This window comes from Limnohabitans sp. TEGF003 (assembly GCF_055395455.1).
In genome coordinates this window covers 2,234,316-2,252,281 of sequence record NZ_AP029225.1, presented here as the reverse complement: position 1 = coordinate 2,252,281, position 17,966 = coordinate 2,234,316, and the positions used below count along the sequence as shown (strand labels likewise).

Sequence of the window (17,966 nt, the reverse complement as noted above, 5' to 3'; positions counted from 1 at the left end):
GTCAAAGCCCCTTGAGTTTTTCCAGCGCCTGCAGCAGCGTCTCATCCTTCTTGGCAAAGCAAAACCGGATGACTTTCTGGTCAAAGCTGTTGCCATAAAAGGCGGAGAGCGGGATGGCGGCCACGCCGATGTCGGTGGTCAGCCATTTGCAAAAGTCGGCTTCGCTCAGGTTTTTCTCGGGCACTTTCAAGCCGGAAATGTCCACGCACTGGAAATAAGTGCCTTCGCCGGGCAACAGTTTGAAATGGGTTTGTGCCAGGCCTTGGCGGAACATGTCGCGCTTGCGTTGGTAAAACGCGGGCAGTTCCAGATAGGGGGCAGGATCGGCCATGAAACGGGCGAGGGCATGCTGCATCGGCGTGTTCACGGTGAACACGTTGAACTGGTGCACCTTGCGGAATTCGGCGGTGTAGGCCGCAGGCGCCGCCACGGTGCCGATTTTCCAGCCGGTGACGTGGAAGGTCTTGCCAAAGCTGGACACGATGAAGGCGCGTGCCGCCAGGCCATCAAAATGCGCAGCGCTCCAGTGCTGGTTGGGCGCGTAGACCATGTGCTCATAGACCTCGTCGCTGATGAGCACGATGTTGGTCGGGGCCAGGATCTCTTGCAGCGTCAACATGTCTTGCCGTGACCAGATCATGCCGCTGGGGTTGTGCGGTGAGTTGATCAGGATGGCGCGGGTCTTGGGGCTGATGGCGGCGCGGATTTTGTCAAAGTCAGGGCGGAAGGTGCCAGGGGTGAGGGGCACACGCACCACCACGCCGCCCGCCAGTTCGATGTTGGGGACATAGCTGTCGTAGCAGGGCTCCAGCACGATGACCTCGTCGCCGGGGTGAACGATGGCGAGCACAATGGTGAGGATGGCCTGGGTGGCCCCGGCCGTGACGGTGATTTCGCTGATCGGGTCGTAATGGCGGCCATACAGGGCTTCAATTTTGCGCGACACCACCTCACGCAGCGGTGCAACGCCGGTCATGGGGGGATACTGGTTCAGGCCTTCGCGCATGGCGTCGTTCACCAGATCGAGCAGTCGCGGATCACACGGGAAATCCGGAAAGCCTTGGCCCAGGTTGACCGCATTTTTTTCTGTGGCCAGTGCCGACATGACCGTGAAAATGGTGGTGCCCATGTGGGGCGCTTTGGAGGTGAGGTTGGGGGTGCGTGCGTTCATGGCGTTCAAAGTACAGGGCTCAAAGTTCGTAATCGTTGACGTGGCCGTTCATGGCCTTGGTGATGAGGGGTGCCGTCAGGCGATCGCTCAGCAATTCGGCGAAGTGGTAGACAAAGTGGCGCAGGTAAGCACCCCGCTTGAAGGCCACACGGGCCACATTCATGCCCAGCAACTGACCCAGCGGACGAACCGCCAGGTCTTTCACAGGGTCGTCCTTGACGGCCATTTCGGCCACGATGCCAATGCCCAAGCCCAGACGCACGTAGGTCTTGATGACGTCCGAGTCAATGGCTTCGAGTGCGATGCGGGGGTGCAACTTTCTGGCAGCAAAGGCTTGATCGATGCGGCCGCGCCCGGTGAATGAGGGGTGGTAGGTGATGATGGGCTCGTTGGCAAGGTCCTCCAGGGACAAATGCGCTTTGCTGGCCAAGGGGTGGTCGAGCGGCAAGACCAGGACGTGCTGCCACTCATAGCAGGGCAGGGTCACCAGCTCTTCGTAAGCGGACAGGGACTCGGTGGCGATGCCGATTTCGGCCACATCCTGCAGCAGCATCTGGGCCACTTGGTCCGGAGCGCCTTGGTGCAGGCTGATGTTGACCTTGGGGTATTTTTCGCGCAGCTTGGCCACAGGCAGCGGCAGCACATAACGGGCCTGGGTGTGCGTGGTGGCAATGGAGAGCGTGCCATTGTCCTGGGCGCTGTATTGGTCACCGATTTTGCGCAGGTTGCCGACTTCACGCAGGATGACCTCAATGCTTTGCAACACGTGCTGGCCGGGCTCGGTGATCCGCTTGAGCCGCTTGCCATGGCGGGCAAAGATTTCGATGCCCAGCTCTTCTTCCAGCTCGATGATGGCTTTGGACACACCGGGTTGGGAGGTGTGCAGGGCTTTGGCCGTTTCCGTCAGGTTGAGGTTGCGGCGTGCCGCTTCTTGGACAAAGCGAAATTGGTGCAGGTTCATACGGTAAATATCATATTGACTTGCATCATTATGCTTTAAGGGTCTATGGCGTGCTGGCTGCGTTGGCGGCAATGTCGGCCATGAGCCGGGTCATCGCGGGGTGTTCTCCGATGGAAGGCAGCAATTCAAACTGCACCTGGGGGTAGGCCTCGGTCAGCTCGGACACCAGCTGCGGCAAGTCTTCCCGGGCATGTCGACCCACCCCGAGAAACATGGGCACGATGCGCAAATGGGTTTTGCCTTGCATCATCAAGGCCTCGACGGTGGTGGCCAAATCGGGTGTGGTCAGCTCCAGAAAAGCGCAGGCCACCGACATGTGCGGCCAGCGACGGGTCATGTCCTCAGCCACGGCATCGATGGGCAAGCGCCAAAGCGGGTCGCGCGAACCATGGGCAAACAAAATCACGCCCGTTTGAGATGTCAAGTCATTTGTCATCGCCGTAACACCATCCACCAAAAGCCGAGCAGGGAAATTGCGCTGTAGATCAGGGCCGGGGCCGCCGCCGTCAGCCAGGGTTGCCAGTTTTGCAAGTTGCCCGCAAAGCTGAACAGGTTGTTGAGCAATGAAAAACTGATGCCCGCTAGCACGCCACCAAACACATAGCCGGCAATCTGGCCTGAACGAAAGTGCAGGTAGGCGAAGGGCAAAGCCATGACCAACATGACCAGGCAGCTCAAGGGGTAGAACACCTTGCGCCAGAACTCGATTTCGTAGCGCTGCGCATTCTGGTTGTTGCTGGCCAGGTGGCGCATGTAATTGAACAGCTCCCAGGTCCGCATGCGGTCCGGGCTGAGCACGGCTGCGGCCACCATGTCCGCGCTGATGCCGGTAGGCCAGGGCAGACTGAGGTGCTGGACCGACCGGTATTGCAGGGTTTGGCCGGCACCCGGGGTCTGGATGGACTTTTCTTCGGCCTGCTGCAGCAGCCAAACGCCTTCACCGATCTCGGCTTGTGGCGCGCTGGTGATCGCGAGCAGCTGGCCCGCTTCGTTGAACTCGTGAATGCGGATGTTTTGCATCTGGCGGATGCCGTCGAAACTGCGCACATTGACCGCAAAGTGCCGTTGCCCTTGTCGCTCCTTGAGCCAGGCGCCGGTCTGTCCCACCGTGAGGTTGCCCTGAAACCGGGCCTTGATCAGCACGCCCTGACGATCGGCCCAAGGCGCAGCGTAATCGCCCATCAAGAAGGTCATGGTCACAAAAACCAGGCCCAGCTGCAGCAAGGTGGAGAGGGCTTTCAAAGGGGCCAGACCGCCCGTGCGCAAAATGGTGAACTCCGAGCTTTGAGCCAGCCGCGCCATCACAAAAATACAGCCGATCAGCACCGAGATGGGCAGCAGTTCATAAATATGAGAAGGCGTTTTCAGGGCCACATACAACAAGGCGTGGTGCAGTTGGTAGCCCTGGCTGGCCAGACGGCTCAGGTTCTGCAGCTCGTCGACCAGATCAAAGAACAGGAACAGCGCCAAAAAACCCACCAGCACAAAGCTGACAGCCCGGATGATTTCGCCATGCAGCAAGCTGCGAACGGTTTTCATGCCGCGCCTTTGTTTTGAGGGGCCCGTGTGGGCCAAAGAAAGCGCCAGGACCAGTTGTAATGCCGAACCGAGAGCCACAGCATGGCCATCAAAAAGACACCGCCATGCAAGACCACCATGAAGGGCAGAAAGTCAAAGCGCCCTGTGCTGATCCAGCTTTGACCCACGTTGAGCATGTTGTAGTAAGCGATGAAGACGAACAAGGCCAGACCCAGGTGGTAACTGCGGCCCGCCCTGGGGTTGACGGCGGAGACGGCCAAGGCGATCAACAGTAAATTGATGCCCGCCAGACCCAGGCCCAGACGCCATGAGAGCTCGCCCCAGTTTTCACGGCTGGGTTGTTTCAGCAAATCCCATGTGCTGGTGTAGCGGCTGTTCATGGCGGAAGAGGGGAGATTCACGTCGTCGTCGATCAGCAGTTCGTAGTGCTCAAACTGGGTCAGCCGGGTTTCACCCGTCTCCCGGTTGGTCAGCCATTGTTGGCCATTGTCCAGAATCAAAAAGCGCTCATGACCCGTCAATTCGATGCGGCCCTGTTGTGCCGTGGTCACGCTTTCTTTGGGACCTTCTACGCTGGAGATGAAGACATGGCGGCCAAAACGGTTGTCGGGCGTGTCTTTGTCAATGAAGAAGACCCGCTGCCCACCCGACGATTCCTGGAACTGGCCGGGCGCCACGCGCTCGATGTCGTTGCGTTTTTCAAAACGCTGCTTGAGGTCCTGGATTTGCTGGTTGCTCCAGGGCCAGGCGAACAGGGCCAGCAAAGTCACGATGAGCAAAACGGGCCAGGCAAACCGGAACAGCGGGTGCACAAACTGCCCCAACCCCTGTCCGCTTGAAAACCAGATCACCATTTCGCTGTCGCCGTACATGCGCGAGAGGGTGGCCACCACCGCGATGAACAGGCTCAGGGTGATGATGGTGGTGAGTTGGCTCAGCACGCTGAAACCCATGACCAGCAGGACCTCGGACGGGTTGACGCTGCCTCGGCTGGCTTGGCCCAGCGTCCGGATCAGGATGATGGTGATCACAATGGTGACCAAAACCACCAACGTGGCCCCGAAATTGCGGGCCAGGTCTTTGCGTAAAGAGGAATGGAATAACATCGGTGCGAAGGAAAAACTGAATTATGAACTTCGAAATCCAAAAACGTGCCCTGTCCAGCGTGATTCGTGATGATCTGGATGCCCTGGTGGTCTTGTGGCCTTCACAGGGCGGTGTCGAGGGCTCCGACAAAGGCCCGATTTCGGTGGTGGTGCGAGCTGCCGCTGCGCATGGCGACTTCGAGCACAAGCCTGGTGCAATGCTGACTTTCTACGCGCATCCGGGCATCCAAGCCCGTCATGTGGTGGTTGTGTGCATCGGCGAAGGCAGTGCTGCCCAGGTTCGCAGCGCCGTGAATGCAGCCTGGGGTGCACTCAAGTCCGCCAAAATCAAACGCCTGGGGCTGCACGCTACGACCGAGATTTCTGGCAAAACCCTGCAGGTGGCGGCCTGCGCGCTGGCCGATGCCAGTTACAGCTACACCAGCACCCTGAGCAAACCCAAACCCAGAACGCTCAAACAGGTGGTTTTCAGTGCCGAGACGGTGAATGCCGAGCTGCGTGATGCCTTGGCCCACACGCAGGCCTTGGTGGCCGGCATCGAGGTGGCCAAAGAATGGGCCAATCGGCCGGCCAACCATGCCACGCCAAGCTTGCTGGCCAATGCGGCCAAGGCGATCGCCAAAGGGCCCGCCTTCAAATGCGAGGTGATGGGCCCCAAAGAAGTGTCCAAACTGGGCATGGGGGCCTTTTTAGCCGTGGCGCGAGGGGCCGCAGAACCCTTGCGCTTCATCGTCATGCGCTACAGCGGCGCGCCTGCTGCTCAGGCCCCGGTGGTGCTGGTGGGCAAGGGCATCACGTTTGACACTGGGGGCATTTCCATCAAGCCCGCCGCCGAAATGGACGAAATGAAGTACGACATGAGCGGTGCGGCCAGTGTCCTGGGCGTTTTCAAGGCTTTGGGTGAGCTCAAGCCGGCCATCAACGTGGTCGGTTTGATTCCGGCCACCGAGAACATGCCTGACGGCCAGGCGGTCAAGCCGGGCGATGTGGTCACTAGCATGAGCGGGCAGACCATTGAGATTCTGAATACCGATGCCGAGGGGCGGCTGGTGCTGTGCGATGCCTTGACGTATGCCGAGCGCTTCAAGCCCCGGGCGGTGATTGACATTGCCACGTTGACGGGCGCTTGCGTCATTGCACTGGGCGGGGTTCGGTCCGGGCTGTTCTCCAGCGACGATGCTTTGGCGCAAGCCCTGCAGTTGGCGGGAGATGCTTCCGGCGACGCCTGCTGGCGGATGCCATTGGACGAAGACTATGCCGAAGGCCTGAAGTCACGCTACGCCGATGTGGCCAACGTGGCTGGGCGTCAGGCGGGCTCGGTCACAGCGGCCAAGTTCTTGCAGCGGTTCGCGTCGCGTTACCCGTGGGCGCACCTGGACATCGCCGGTACGGCCTGGCGCAGTGGTGCCGCCAAGGGCGCGACAGGCAGGCCTGTGGGCTTGCTGCTGGCCTATTTGTTGGCCCAGGCGGGTCCAGCCGCAGCCAAGGCCGCGTCCAGCCGCCGTCGCTGACGGGTGGGCGATGACCCAAATCGAGTTCCATTTCAACACCACGGAGCGGCTGCAATACGCTTGTCGGCTGCTGCGCAAGGCCCATGGCCGTTCTTTGCGGGTGGGTGTGGTTGGCTCCGAGGCCAGCTTGCGCCAGCTGGATGCCGCCTTGTGGGCCTTTTCGGAGGTTGACTTTCTGCCGCACAGCACCGCGGCCGATGCCCCGCAGATTCAGGCCGCATCCCCGATCCGGCTGAACCCTGATCCCTTGCAGCTTTCCGGGCTGGATGTGCTGGTGAACCTGGGCGATGAGGTCCCCGTCGGGTTTGAGTCGTTCAAACGTCTGATCGAGATCGTGGCCACCGACGACCACGGCCGCATGACGGCCAGGCAGCGCTGGCGGCACTACACCGCGCAAGGCTATGCCCTGGTGCAGCACGATTTATCCAAGGCGTCTGCATCATGAGTTTTCCCCGCTCAGGGTCCACATCCGGCGTGCCGGATACGGTCTTGCCTGTTTTGAGCGCGGCGATGCCTGAATCCGACATTCCCGAGGCTTTGCGGGCTGCGCTGGACGCCCGTGCCCAAGAAAAAGCGGCATTCATGGACTTGTCGGACGAGTTGCTGCATGCTTTGCGCCCTGAAATCGAGCGTTTGGCTGCCGAATTGGTGCACAAAAGCCTGCAACAGGCCTGGCGTGCGCGTGCAGGCCTTGGCGAGGGTGTCGTCGGTGTAGATACCCCCTGACTGTTTGCGAGAATTTTGGTTTTCCCTAGGCCCCAAAGGGTCTGTTTTGCAGTATCTTTGCGGCTTGCTTGATTGAAGCAATTTATTCTTCGGAGTTTCCATGAAATTTTCTGGTACGCGTACTTTGACCATGGTGTCTGTGGCTGTTGCTGCAGTGGTTTTGGCAGCTTGCGGTAAAAAAGAAGCCGCTTCTGACGTGCAAGTGATCAAAATTGGTCACGTGGGTCCCGTCAGCGGTGCCATCGCCCACTTGGGTAAAGACAACGAAAACGGTGGCCGCATGGCCATTGAAGAGCTGAATGCGGCTGGCCTGAAAATCGGTGACAAGCCCGTCAAATTTGAATTGCTGGCCGAAGACGATGCCGCTGATCCCAAGCAAGGCACCGCTGCTGCCCAGAAACTGGTGGACGCCAAAGTCAATGGTGTGATCGGTCACCTGAACTCCGGCACAACCATTCCAGCCTCGCAGATCTACAACAGCGCTGGCATTCCCCAGATTTCTCCTTCGGCCACCAACCCCAAGTACACCCGTCAAGGTTACGCTGGCGCGTTCCGCGTGGTGGCTGACGACGTGCATTTGGGTGGCACCCTCGGCAAATACGCTGTGGAAACCCTCAAAGGCAAAAACATCGCTGTCATCGATGACCGTACCGCTTACGGCCAAGGCGTGGCTGAAGAATTCAAGAAGGGCGCTGCCGCTGCTGGCGGCACCATCGTGGGTCACGAGTTCACCACCGACAAAGCTTCTGACTTTAACGCCATCTTGACCACATTGAAGGCCAAGAAGCCCGACGTCGTCTTCTTCGGTGGCATGGACGCTGTGGCCGGCCCCATGCTGCGCCAGATGAAGTCTCTGGGCATCAACGCCAAGTTCCTTGGCGGTGACGGCATCTGCACTTCCGAGCTGGCCAAGTTGGCTGGCGACGCCATGAAGGACGAGTCGGTGTTCTGCGCCGAAGCTGGCGGTGTTGAAGGCGAGCAAAAAGCCGGCATGGACAAGTTCCGTGCAGACTTCAAAGCCAAGTTCAACGCCGATGTGCAGGTCTACGCACCCTACGTGTATGACGCTGTGAAAGTCATGGCCACAGCCATGGTGACGGCCGGTTCTGCCGATCCAGCCAAGTACTTGCCAGCGCTGAAAGCCATCAACTACAAAGGCGTGACGGGCAACATCGCGTTTGACGAAAAAGGCGACATCAAGAATGGTGCCTTGACCTTGTACACCTACAAAGGTGGCGAGCGTTCGCAAATCGCTGTGGTTCGCTGATCTGTTGGCCCTCCTGACCGGAGGGCCAGGTTTCAAGGACGGCAGAGCGCTGCACTTGAAACCCATATATGAAAAAAAGCCTGCACACTGTGCAGGCTTTTTTGTTTTGGCGGAGCAGGCGGGATTCGAACCCGCGGTGGGCTATTAACCCACACACGCTTTCCAGGCGTGCGACTTAAACCACTCATCCACCGCTCCGAAGCCTGAGATTGTAGCAGTGGAAAAACGGGTTTTTGGATGCCTGCGGCAATTCTTGTGTGGACTTGGCAGATCGCTGTGCGGCTGGTTTTTTGCCAATTTGTGATCTGCGTCGTTCTGCAGGGCCTTTTTGTCCTTAAACTTCGCCACTGTTTCAAATTCCTTTGACCTTTCCTCGGCGCACAGCCCGACCAGCCCATGAAATTTCGTTTCCCCATCGTCATCATCGACGAAGACTACCGTTCCGAAAACACATCGGGCCTGGGTATCCGCGCTTTGGCTGACGCCATCGTTGCAGAGGGCTTTGAAGTGTTGGGTGTGACCAGTTACGGCGATTTGTCGCAATTTGCGCAGCAACAAAGCCGCGCCAGCGCCTTCATTTTGTCGATCGACGACGAAGAGTTTTCACCCGGGCCCGATCTGGACCCGGCCGTCATCAACTTGCGGGCCTTCATTGACGAGGTGCGCCGCAAGAACGCCGATGTACCGATTTACATCTATGGCGAGACCAAGACCTCGCGCCATTTGCCCAACGACATCCTGCGCGAGTTGCACGGCTTCATCCACATGTTCGAGGACACGCCCGAGTTTGTGGCGCGCCACATCATCCGCGAGGCCAAGAGCTACCTGGAGGGCGTGCAGCCGCCGTTTTTCAAGGCGCTGCTCGATTACGCCGAAGACGGCTCGTATTCGTGGCACTGCCCGGGTCACTCGGGTGGCGTGGCCTTCTTGAAGAGCCCTGTGGGTCAGATGTACCACCAGTTTTATGGTGAGAACATGCTGCGCGCTGACGTGTGCAACGCGGTGGAAGAGTTGGGTCAGCTGCTGGACCACAACGGCGCCATTGGCGAGAGCGAGCGCAATGCCGCGCGCATCTTCAATGCCGACCATTGCTTCTTCGTGACCAACGGCACCAGCACCTCCAACAAGATCGTCTGGCACCACACCGTGGCCCCGGGCGACGTGGTGGTGGTGGACCGCAACTGCCACAAGTCCATCTTGCACGCGATCATCATGACCGGCGCGGTGCCCGTGTTCATGAAGCCCACGCGCAACCACTTCGGCATCATCGGCCCCATCCCCAAAAGCGAGTTCGAGCCTGCGGCCATCATGACCAAGATCAAGGCCAACCCCTTGCTCAAAGGCGTCGACCCGAAAAAGGTCAAGCCTCGGGTGATGACGCTGACCCAGTCCACCTACGACGGCGTGTTGTACAACACCGAAACCATCAAGACCATGCTAGACGGTTACGTGGACAACCTGCACTTTGACGAGGCCTGGCTGCCGCACGCGGCTTTCCACCCGTTTTATGGCCCTTATCACGCGATGGGCAAAAAGCGCGCTCGCCCCAAAGAGTCCATGGTTTACGCCACGCAGTCCATCCACAAGCTGCTCGCCGGTATCAGCCAGGCCAGCCATGTGCTGGTGCAGGACGCGCAAAACACCAAGCTGGACCGTCCCTTGTTCAACGAGGCGTACCTGATGCACACCTCGACCAGCCCGCAGTACAGCATCATCGCCAGCTGCGATGTGGCTGCGGCCATGATGGAGCCGCCGGGCGGCACCGCCTTGGTGGAAGAGAGCATTGCCGAGGCCCTGGATTTCCGCCGCGCCATGCGCAAGGTGGACGAAGACTATGGCCAGGACTGGTGGTTCAAGGTCTGGGGCCCGGAAAAGTTTGCCGACGAGGGCATTGGCCGCGCCGATGACTGGATCTTGCGCAACGACCCGCGCAAAAAAGCCAGCAAATGGCACGGTTTCGGTCAGCAGCTGGCCGACGGCTTCAACATGCTCGACCCCATCAAGTCGACCATCGTGACACCGGGCCTGAATCTGGATGGCAAGTTCGACAAGACCGGTATTCCGGCGTCCATCGTCAGCAAGTTCCTGACCGAGCACGGCGTGGTGGTGGAGAAAACAGGCCTCTATAGCTTCTTCATCATGTTCACCATCGGCATCACCAAGGGCCGCTGGAACACCTTGCTCACGGCCTTGCAGCAGTTCAAGGATGAGTACGCCAAGAACCAGCCCATGTGGAAAATCATGCCGGAGTTCTGCCAGAAGCACCCGCGCTACGAGCGCATGGGCCTGCGTGACCTGTGCCAGCATGTGCACGAGATGTATGCCAAGTACGACATCGCCCGCCTGACCACCGACATGTATTTGTCCGACCTGGCCCCGGCCATGCGCCCATCAGACGCCTACGCTCACATTGCCCAGCGCAAGACCGAGCGGGTGGAGATTGACCACCTGGAAGGCCGCATCACCGTGGGCCTGGTCACGCCTTACCCACCGGGCATCCCGCTCTTGATTCCTGGCGAAGTTTTCAACAAGAAGATCGTGGATTACCTCAAGTTCGCCCGTGAGTTCAACGAGAAGTGCCCTGGTTTCGAAACCGACATCCATGGTCTGGTGGAGATCAAGGACGACGATGGCAAGAAGCGCTACTTTGCGGATTGCGTGAAGGCCTGAAATTTTTCGAAGTTATAGCCCTTGGGATTTCGGTTTCAAGGGGAGGGCAGGTGAGTTGGGGCCCTGTGCGGGGGCTTAGAGGCGCTTCGCTTTGCCACATCGCCCCCGCACAGGGCCCCAACTCACCTGCGGGGAAAATCGAAAAAGCGGCTTTCGCCGCTTTTTCAATCTCAGGGTACGGTTGGTTTTTGAGACATATTGGATGCCCATGTCGTTGACATTTGTTGTGTCCACCGATGTCTGCGATCGAGGACCTATGCCTTCGGCTGTGTTGGATACCCGCGTGCGCGGGTATGACAGGGGATATTCCTAGACCCAGAACAGTCCCCACTCAGCCTGAGGTGAGGCGGGCGCTGAACCGGGCGATTTGGCGAGCGAAGCGAGTTATGAGCCCGGGCAGCGCCCGCCTCGCCTCAGGCGGTCTTTGCAAAAGCTGAAGCCCGTCTTCGCAGGCTTCAGAGGCATGGAGAATGCATCAAGCCGCAGCCGCTGGCTCCGCAATGCCTCCCACCACCTGGCTGAAACCACCATCCACATACGTGATCTCGGCTGTGACGCCCGCGGCCAAGTCGCTCAGCATGAACGCGGCCACATTGCCCACGTCCTCAATGGTCACATTGCGGCGAATCGGTGAGGCTTCGGCCACCACCGACAAAATCTTGCCAAAACCCTTGATGCCGCTGGCCGCCAGCGTCTTGATGGGGCCGGCCGAAATGCCGTTGGCCCGCAGACCCCGGTTCTGGCTGCCCAGCGACTCGGCCAAGTAACGTACCGAAGCCTCCAGACTCGCCTTGGCCAGGCCCATGGTGTTGTAGTTGGGCACTGTGCGGATCGCGCCCAGATACGTCAGGGTCAGCACCGACGCCTTGTCGTTCAGGTAAGGCAAGGCCGCTTTGGCCATGGCCGGGAAGCTGTAGGCGCTGATGTCGTGAGCGATCTTGAAGCCCTCGCGCGACAAACCGTCCAGAAAATCGCCGGCAATCGCTTCGCGTGGCGCGTAGCCGATCGCGTGTACAAAACCGTCAAACTTGGGCCAGGTGGCCGACAGATCTGTGAACAGCTTTTCAATCTGCTCGTCGCTGCCCACGTCGCAATCAAAAATCAGCTTGGAGTCAAAATCGGCGGCGAATTCGGTGATGCGGTCCTTGAAGCGCTCACCCACGTAGCTGAAAGCCAGCTCGGCGCCTTGCGCGTGGCAGGCCTTGGCGATGCCATAAGCGATCGAGCGGTTGGACAGCACGCCTGTGATCAGCAGCTTTTTGCCCGACAGAAATCCTGTTTTTGTAGTCATGTCTTCAACTCCTGAAAAATGTGTGCAGAATTGTCGCATGCGAAGACCCATGGCCTTTTTCTGGACACACTGCTGCTTGGCGCTCTGGCTCTGCATGTCGGGCTCCGCCTGGGCTGCCCACGCTTACGCACAGTTTGGCGACATCCGCTATCCGGCTGGCTTTGCCCATTTCTCTTATGTGAACCCGGCCGCGCCCAAAGGCGGCGAGATTGTGCTGGTGCCGCCCACCCGCCAGTCCAACTTTGACAAATACAACCCGTTCACGCTCAAGGGCAGTGCGCCCCCGGCCATGCTGGCCATGATGTTCGACACTTTGCTGGTGGGCAACATGGACGAGCCGACCACGGCTTACGGCCTGCTGGCGTCAGACGTGGCGGTGTCCAGTGACCGGATGTCGGTGGTCTTCCAGATCCACCCGCAAGCCCGCTTCCACAATGGTGACCCGGTACTGGCCGCCGATGTGCGCCATTCGTTTGAACGTCTGACCAGCAAACAGGCCGCGCCCCAGTACCGCACTTTTTTTGGCGAGGTCAAAGGCGCCACGGTCTTGGGTGAGCGCAGCATCCGTTTTGATTTTGTGCGGCCCAACAGCGAGCTGCCTTTGATTGTGGGCAGCTTGCCGGTGTTCAGCCACAAATGGGGGCTGGAGGGTAAAAACTACAAGCCATTCGATCAGATGGTCATGGACATGCCCATCGCCTCGGGGCCTTACCGCATGGGCCGAGTGCAGTTTGGCAAGGACATCACCTACGAGCGCGACCCGGCTTATTGGGCCAAAGACCTGAACGTGCGCAAAGGCTTGTTCAATTTTGACCGCATCACCTACAAGATCTACAAGGACAGCACCGCTCAGCTCGAAGCCTTCAAGGCGGGTGAGTTCGATTACATGCAGTCTTTCATCGCCCGCGAGTGGGCCAGGGCCTTCACGGGCCGGGCCTTCGAGCGTGGCGAGCTGATCAAGGCCGAGTTGCCGCACGGCAACGCGGGCGACTTTCAGGGCTTTTTGTTCAACCTCCGGCGCGACCAGTTCAAGGATGTGCGGGTGCGCCAGGCCATTGCGCTGGCCATGGATTTTGAGTGGCTAAACCGGCAACTCTTCTACAACGCCTACAGCCGGGTGCGCGGTTATTTTGTGGCCAGCGATTTCGAGGCCAAGGGCCGACCTGGTCCTGACGAGTTGGCTTTGCTCGGGCCTTTGCGGTCTCAGCTGCCTGCCGCTGTGTTCGAGCAGGATGTGCCACAACCGCCCCAGACCGCGCTGGATCCCGCCTCGGGCCATACGCTGCGCGACCACTTGCGCCAGGCGCGTGATCTGCTGCAAGCCGCCGGATGGAGCTACCGCGATGGCGCTTTGCGCAATGCCAATGGGCAAGCCTTCAGCATCGAATTTCTCGACAGCTCGGGCTCGATGGGGCGCGTCGTCACGCCCTTTGCCAAAAACCTGGAAAAACTGGGCATCCAGGTCCGGTACAAGGTGATCGACTTTGCCTTGCTGCAAAAACGCATGGACGTGTTCGACTTTGACATCATCAGCAACCGCACCGTTGGCAGCGAAGCGCCCGGCACCGAGTTGCTGGAGCGCTATGGCAGCCGATCGGCCGACATGGAGGGCTCGGGCAATGTGCTGGGTCTGAAAGACCCGGCGGTGGATGCCTTGCTGGACAAGGTGGTGAGTGCCACCACCCGGCCGCAGCTGGTGACCAGCTTGCGTGCCCTGGACCGGGTGCTGCGCCACGGCCATTACGTGGTGCCGCATTGGTACGGCGCGGTGCACCGGGTGTCCTGGCGGGCGTCGGCCTTTGAGCGTCCCGCCCAGTTGCCGCGCTACTACCAGCCTGAAGCGCTGGTGACCACCGTGTGGTGGTCACCCCAAGCCGCTGCAGCGTCCAACGCACCGGGAAAGGGGCGCTGAGCCATGCTGGCCTACATTGTCAAACGCTTGCTCTTGATGGTCCCGACCTTGTTCGGGGTGTTGTTGATGACCTTTGTGGTGATTCAGTTTGTGCCCGGTGGTCCGGTCGAGCAAATGGTGGCCCAGTTGCAAGGCCGGGACACGGGCGGGGAGGGCGCTGCGGCATCAGGCAGCGGTTACCGGGGCAGACAGGGTGTGGATGCCGCCCGCATTGCCGAAATCAAAACGCTCTACGGTTTTGACAAGCCACCCACCGAGCGTTTTTGGATGATGCTCCAGCAGTTTGCACGGTTCGATCTGGGCAAGAGTTTTTTCTACCCCAAAGACGTCTGGAGCCTGATCAAGGAAAAACTGCCCGTGTCCATCAGCCTGGGCTTGTGGACCTTTTTCCTGAGCTACTTGGTCTCGGTGCCTTTGGGGATCGCCAAGGCAGTGCGCGCGGGCACGCGTTTTGACACGCTCACCAGTTTGCTGGTGCTGGTGGGTTATGCCATTCCGGGTTTTGTGCTGGGCGTGGCTTTGCTGGTGATCTTTGGCGGGCAGCTGCAGTGGTTCCCGCTGCGCGGCCTGACCTCGTCCAACTGGGAGCAGCTGAGCTGGGGGGCCAAGGTGGTCGACTATCTGTGGCACATCGCCTTGCCGGTCACGGCCAGTGTGCTGGGCTCGTTTGCCGTCATCACCATGCTGACCAAGAACGCGTTTCTGGAAGAGATCCGCAAACAGTATGTGCTGACGGCTCGTGCCAAAGGCCTGAGCGAAAACCGGGTGCTGTACCGCCATGTCATGCGCAACGCGCTGATCCCGCTGGTCACGGGTTTTCCTGCGGCCTTCATCGGGGCATTTTTTACGGGCTCGCTGCTGATCGAAACCCTCTTCTCGCTCGATGGCCTGGGCTTGCTGAGCTATGAGGCCGTGATCCGGCGCGATTACCCGGTGGTGCTGGGCACCTTGTATTTGTTCACCCTGATCGGGCTGGTCACTAAGCTGATCAGTGACCTGTGCTACCTCTGGGTGGACCCTCGCGTGAAGTTTGACAAATGACCGCTGCCACCACCACCGCTTTGCCGCACCAAACGTCTCCCTCGGCCCGGGCCTGGCAGCGTTTCCGGCGCAACCGTTTGGGTTTCGGCAGCCTGATCATTTTCGTGACCCTGTTCGTGATGAGCCTGGGGGCCGAGTTGCTGTCCAACGACAAGCCGCTGGTCGTGCGCTTTGAGGGGCAGTGGTACTTCCCGGTGGTGCAGACCTTGCCCGAAAAAGTTTTTGGCGGTGATTTCGAAACACCAGCTGACTACTTGGATCCCTTCATTCAGCAACAACTAAACAAGGGCAGCAACTGGGCGCTGCAGGCCCCTAACCCTTACCACCACAGCACGCTCGACTACTTTGCCCCCTTGCCGAACCCGGCACCGCCGACCGCCCGCAATTGGTTGGGCACCGACGACCGGGGGCGCGATGTGCTGGCGCGTTTGCTGTATGGCTTTCGGGTGTCGGTGCTGTTTGCGCTGGCCCTGACCTTGTTTGGCGTGTTCCTCGGCGTGCTGACCGGCGCCGTGCAAGGCTTTTTTGTGGGCAAGACCGACCTGGTGTTTCAGCGCTTCATCGAAATCTGGAGCGCCATGCCCGAGCTTTATTTGCTGATCATTTTCTCGGCCGTGTTCGAGCCGAGCGTGGGCTTGTTGCTTTTGCTGCTGGGCCTGTTTGGCTGGATGGGTCTGTCCGACTATGTGCGGGCCGAGTTTTTGCGCAACCGCCAGCTGGACTACGTCAATTCGGCGCGGGCCTTGGGGCTGGGGCATTGGCAAATCATGTGGCGGCATGTGTTGCCCAACAGCATGACCCCGGTGGTGACTTTCCTGCCGTTTCGCATGAGTGGGGCCATTTTGGCCCTGACCTCGCTGGACTTTCTGGGCCTGGGCGTGCCGCCGGGCACACCGTCCCTGGGCGAGTTGTTGGCCCAGGGCAAAAACAACATCGACGCTTGGTGGATATCGATGTCCACCTTCGTGGTCTTGGTGGTGACCTTGTTGCTGCTGACCTTCATGGGCGACGCCTTGCGTGATGCGCTGGACCCGCGAAAGGCTCAAGCATGAACGCGCCGCAAGCTTTGCTGGAACTCAAAGACCTGCGCATTGCCTTTGGCGGGCAGGCCGTGGTACACGGCGTGAACCTGAGCCTTCAGGCGGGTGAGCGCGTGGCCTTGGTGGGCGAGTCGGGTTCGGGCAAATCGGTCACCGCGCTGTCGGTGCTGCGCTTGCTGGATTCGGCCGAGCTGTCGGGTCAGGTGCTGTGGCAAGGCCAGGACTTGCTGGGGCAAACGCCAGCTGAGATGCAGCGCATCCGTGGCGACGAGATCGCCATGATCTTTCAGGAGCCGATGACAGCGCTGAACCCCCTGATGACGGTGGGTGCTCAGATCTCGGAAGTGCTGCAACTCAAAAAGCTGTTGTCCCGGCGCGACGCCGATGCACGGGCCGTGCATTTGCTCTCCGAAACCGGGATCGATGACCCCGAGCGCCGGTTTGCGGCTTATCCGCACCAGTTGTCGGGCGGCCAACGCCAACGCGCCATGATGGCCATGGCGCTGGCGTCCGAGCCCAAGCTGCTGCTGGCCGACGAGCCGACCACTGCGCTGGACGCCAGCTTGCGCCTGCAGATGTTGCAGCTGCTGGCCGATCTGCAGCAAAAAACCGGCATGGCCGTTTTGCTGATCACCCACGATTTGGCTTTGGTGCGTCACTTTGCCGACCGGGTGGCGGTGATGGAAAAAGGCCATCTGGTGGAGCAGGGCGCTTTGGCCGATGTGTTCTCACGCCCCCAGCATCCCTATACCCAAAAGCTGCTGGACAGTCGGCCCACCCGGGATGGCTTGGCGACAATCTGCCCAGCCGGGGCACCCTTGGTGCAGGCCAAGGGCCTGCAAGTGCGTTACCCGATGAACGTGCCCGGTTTTCTCGGCTGGTTCCGCCAACACCACTTCACAGCCGTGCATGGGGCCGACTTCAGCATCACGCCAGGCACCACGCTGGGCGTGATGGGGGAGTCGGGTTCTGGCAAATCCAGTCTGGCGCAGGCCGTGTTGGGCTTGATCCCCTTTGGCGGCGAACTGTCCTTCGGTGGACAAACCTGGCAAGGTGTTCCCGGTCGCGACAAAGCCTTGCGCCAGAAGGTGCAGGTCGTTTTTCAGGACCCCTATGGCAGCTTGTCGCCCCGCATGACGGTGGGCGAAATCGTCTCGGAAGGTTTGCGGTTGCACCAGCCGCAGTTGTCCGGGCCCGACATGCAAGCGCGGGTGCTGGCCACTTTGGCCGAAGTCGGTTTGACCACGGCCGAGTTCCCGGACTTGCTCAACCGTTACCCCCATGCCTTTTCAGGCGGACAGAGGCAGCGCATTGCCCTGGCCCGTGCGCTGGTGGTGGCGCCTCAGTTGCTGGTTCTGGACGAACCGACCAGTGCACTGGACGTCACCGTGCAAAAGCAAATCCTGAAGTTACTTCAGGCGCTGCAGAAAAACCGGAATATGGCGTATTTATTGATTACCCACGACATTGACGTGTTGCGGGCCATGGCCCACCAGGTGATGGTGTTGCAAGACGGACAGATTGTGGAGGCAGGGCCTGCCGAGCAAGTGCTGCACTCGCCTGGGCACGACTACACCCGCACTTTGCTGGCGGCCTTTCCCGATGCGTGAGCCAGCCTGCGGCTGTTGGGGCTTCGTTTTCCTTAAAAATCACGCACTTAGCGCGTTTTTCGGCTAGAATACTGGCTTCACGACCAAACGGGCGGGTTTTCACCGCCCGTTTTTTTTGGGT

Annotated in this window: 15 protein-coding genes and 1 tRNA gene; 9 read left to right on the top strand and 7 right to left on the bottom strand. The window is 59.9% G+C overall.

Translation table 11 applies throughout. The annotated features are described in order from the left end of the window. Position 1 precedes the first annotated feature (1 nt). From ACZ5RT_RS11025 to lptF, 5 genes are read right to left on the bottom strand one after another with little or no spacing between them, the layout of a single operon-like run. Positions 2-1,171 (bottom strand): pyridoxal phosphate-dependent aminotransferase, encoded by a 1,170-nt coding sequence (locus ACZ5RT_RS11025; protein WP_464452477.1) that lies wholly within the window; start codon positions 1,169-1,171, stop codon positions 2-4. Positions 1,172-1,190: 19 nt separating this feature from the next. Further along, positions 1,191-2,132, bottom strand: a complete 942-nt coding sequence (locus ACZ5RT_RS11020) for a CysB family HTH-type transcriptional regulator (protein ID WP_291927847.1) — start codon at positions 2,130-2,132, stop codon at positions 1,191-1,193. 43 nt (positions 2,133-2,175) lie between these two features. Further along, positions 2,176-2,568, bottom strand: coding sequence for a sirohydrochlorin chelatase (locus tag ACZ5RT_RS11015; protein WP_464452476.1), 393 nt, complete (start codon positions 2,566-2,568; stop codon positions 2,176-2,178). Beyond that, positions 2,565-3,671 (bottom strand): LPS export ABC transporter permease LptG, encoded by a 1,107-nt coding sequence (gene lptG, locus ACZ5RT_RS11010; RefSeq protein ID WP_464452475.1) that lies wholly within the window; start codon positions 3,669-3,671, stop codon positions 2,565-2,567. Before lptG ends, ACZ5RT_RS11015 begins: the two co-directional genes overlap by 4 nt. Beyond that, on the bottom strand, positions 3,668-4,777 hold the full coding sequence (gene lptF, locus ACZ5RT_RS11005; protein WP_464452474.1) for an LPS export ABC transporter permease LptF: 1,110 nt from the start codon (positions 4,775-4,777) through the stop codon (positions 3,668-3,670). Before lptF ends, lptG begins: the two co-directional genes overlap by 4 nt. Positions 4,778-4,800: 23 nt before the next feature. On the opposite strand from lptF, the gene ACZ5RT_RS11000 reads away from it, so the two are divergent. The 4 genes from ACZ5RT_RS11000 (at position 4,801) to ACZ5RT_RS10985 (ending at position 8,281) form a co-directional block, all read left to right on the top strand. Then, positions 4,801-6,288 (top strand): leucyl aminopeptidase, encoded by a 1,488-nt coding sequence (locus tag ACZ5RT_RS11000; RefSeq protein WP_464452473.1) that lies wholly within the window; start codon positions 4,801-4,803, stop codon positions 6,286-6,288. A 10-nt stretch (positions 6,289-6,298) separates the two neighbouring features. After that, complete coding sequence (locus ACZ5RT_RS10995; protein WP_291927862.1) at positions 6,299-6,733, top strand: DNA polymerase III subunit chi; 435 nt, start codon at positions 6,299-6,301, stop codon at positions 6,731-6,733. Positions 6,734-6,798: 65 nt separating this feature from the next. Beyond that, a complete protein-coding gene (locus tag ACZ5RT_RS10990; protein ID WP_464452472.1) occupies positions 6,799-7,014 on the top strand; it encodes a hypothetical protein in 216 nt (71 codons plus the stop codon). A gap of 100 nt (positions 7,015-7,114) precedes the next feature. Beyond that, complete coding sequence (locus ACZ5RT_RS10985) at positions 7,115-8,281, top strand: branched-chain amino acid ABC transporter substrate-binding protein (protein ID WP_464452471.1); 1,167 nt, start codon at positions 7,115-7,117, stop codon at positions 8,279-8,281. A gap of 107 nt (positions 8,282-8,388) precedes the next feature. On the opposite strand, the gene ACZ5RT_RS10980 is transcribed toward ACZ5RT_RS10985, so the two are convergent. Then, a tRNA-Ser gene (locus ACZ5RT_RS10980) sits at positions 8,389-8,479 on the bottom strand. A gap of 198 nt (positions 8,480-8,677) precedes the next feature. Between ACZ5RT_RS10980 and ACZ5RT_RS10975 the strand changes: the two genes are divergently transcribed. Further along, a complete protein-coding gene (locus tag ACZ5RT_RS10975; RefSeq protein WP_464452470.1) occupies positions 8,678-10,951 on the top strand; it encodes an Orn/Lys/Arg family decarboxylase in 2,274 nt (757 codons plus the stop codon). A 475-nt stretch (positions 10,952-11,426) separates the two neighbouring features. Here ACZ5RT_RS10975 and fabI read toward each other — a convergent pair whose 3' ends face one another. Further along, positions 11,427-12,242, bottom strand: coding sequence for an enoyl-ACP reductase FabI (gene fabI, locus ACZ5RT_RS10970; RefSeq protein WP_108426433.1), 816 nt, complete (start codon positions 12,240-12,242; stop codon positions 11,427-11,429). 37 nt (positions 12,243-12,279) lie between these two features. Here fabI and ACZ5RT_RS10965 point away from each other — a divergent pair, with 37 nt between their 5' ends. Genes ACZ5RT_RS10965 through ACZ5RT_RS10950 form a run of 4 tightly spaced genes read left to right on the top strand, consistent with a single transcriptional unit; the run spans position 12,280 to position 17,845 of the window. Beyond that, positions 12,280-14,154, top strand: coding sequence for an extracellular solute-binding protein (locus ACZ5RT_RS10965; protein ID WP_464452469.1), 1,875 nt, complete (start codon positions 12,280-12,282; stop codon positions 14,152-14,154). Positions 14,155-14,157: 3 nt separating this feature from the next. Further along, positions 14,158-15,195, top strand: a complete 1,038-nt coding sequence (locus tag ACZ5RT_RS10960; RefSeq protein ID WP_424375130.1) for a microcin C ABC transporter permease YejB — start codon at positions 14,158-14,160, stop codon at positions 15,193-15,195. Further along, positions 15,192-16,247 carry an ABC transporter permease gene (locus ACZ5RT_RS10955; protein ID WP_464452468.1) on the top strand — a complete coding sequence of 352 codons (1,056 nt, stop codon included), beginning with the start codon at positions 15,192-15,194 and terminating at the stop codon, positions 16,245-16,247. The genes ACZ5RT_RS10960 and ACZ5RT_RS10955 overlap by 4 nt, the downstream gene beginning before the upstream one ends. Beyond that, complete coding sequence (locus ACZ5RT_RS10950) at positions 16,244-17,845, top strand: ABC transporter ATP-binding protein (protein ID WP_464452467.1); 1,602 nt, start codon at positions 16,244-16,246, stop codon at positions 17,843-17,845. The genes ACZ5RT_RS10955 and ACZ5RT_RS10950 overlap by 4 nt, the downstream gene beginning before the upstream one ends. Positions 17,846-17,966 lie beyond the last annotated feature (121 nt).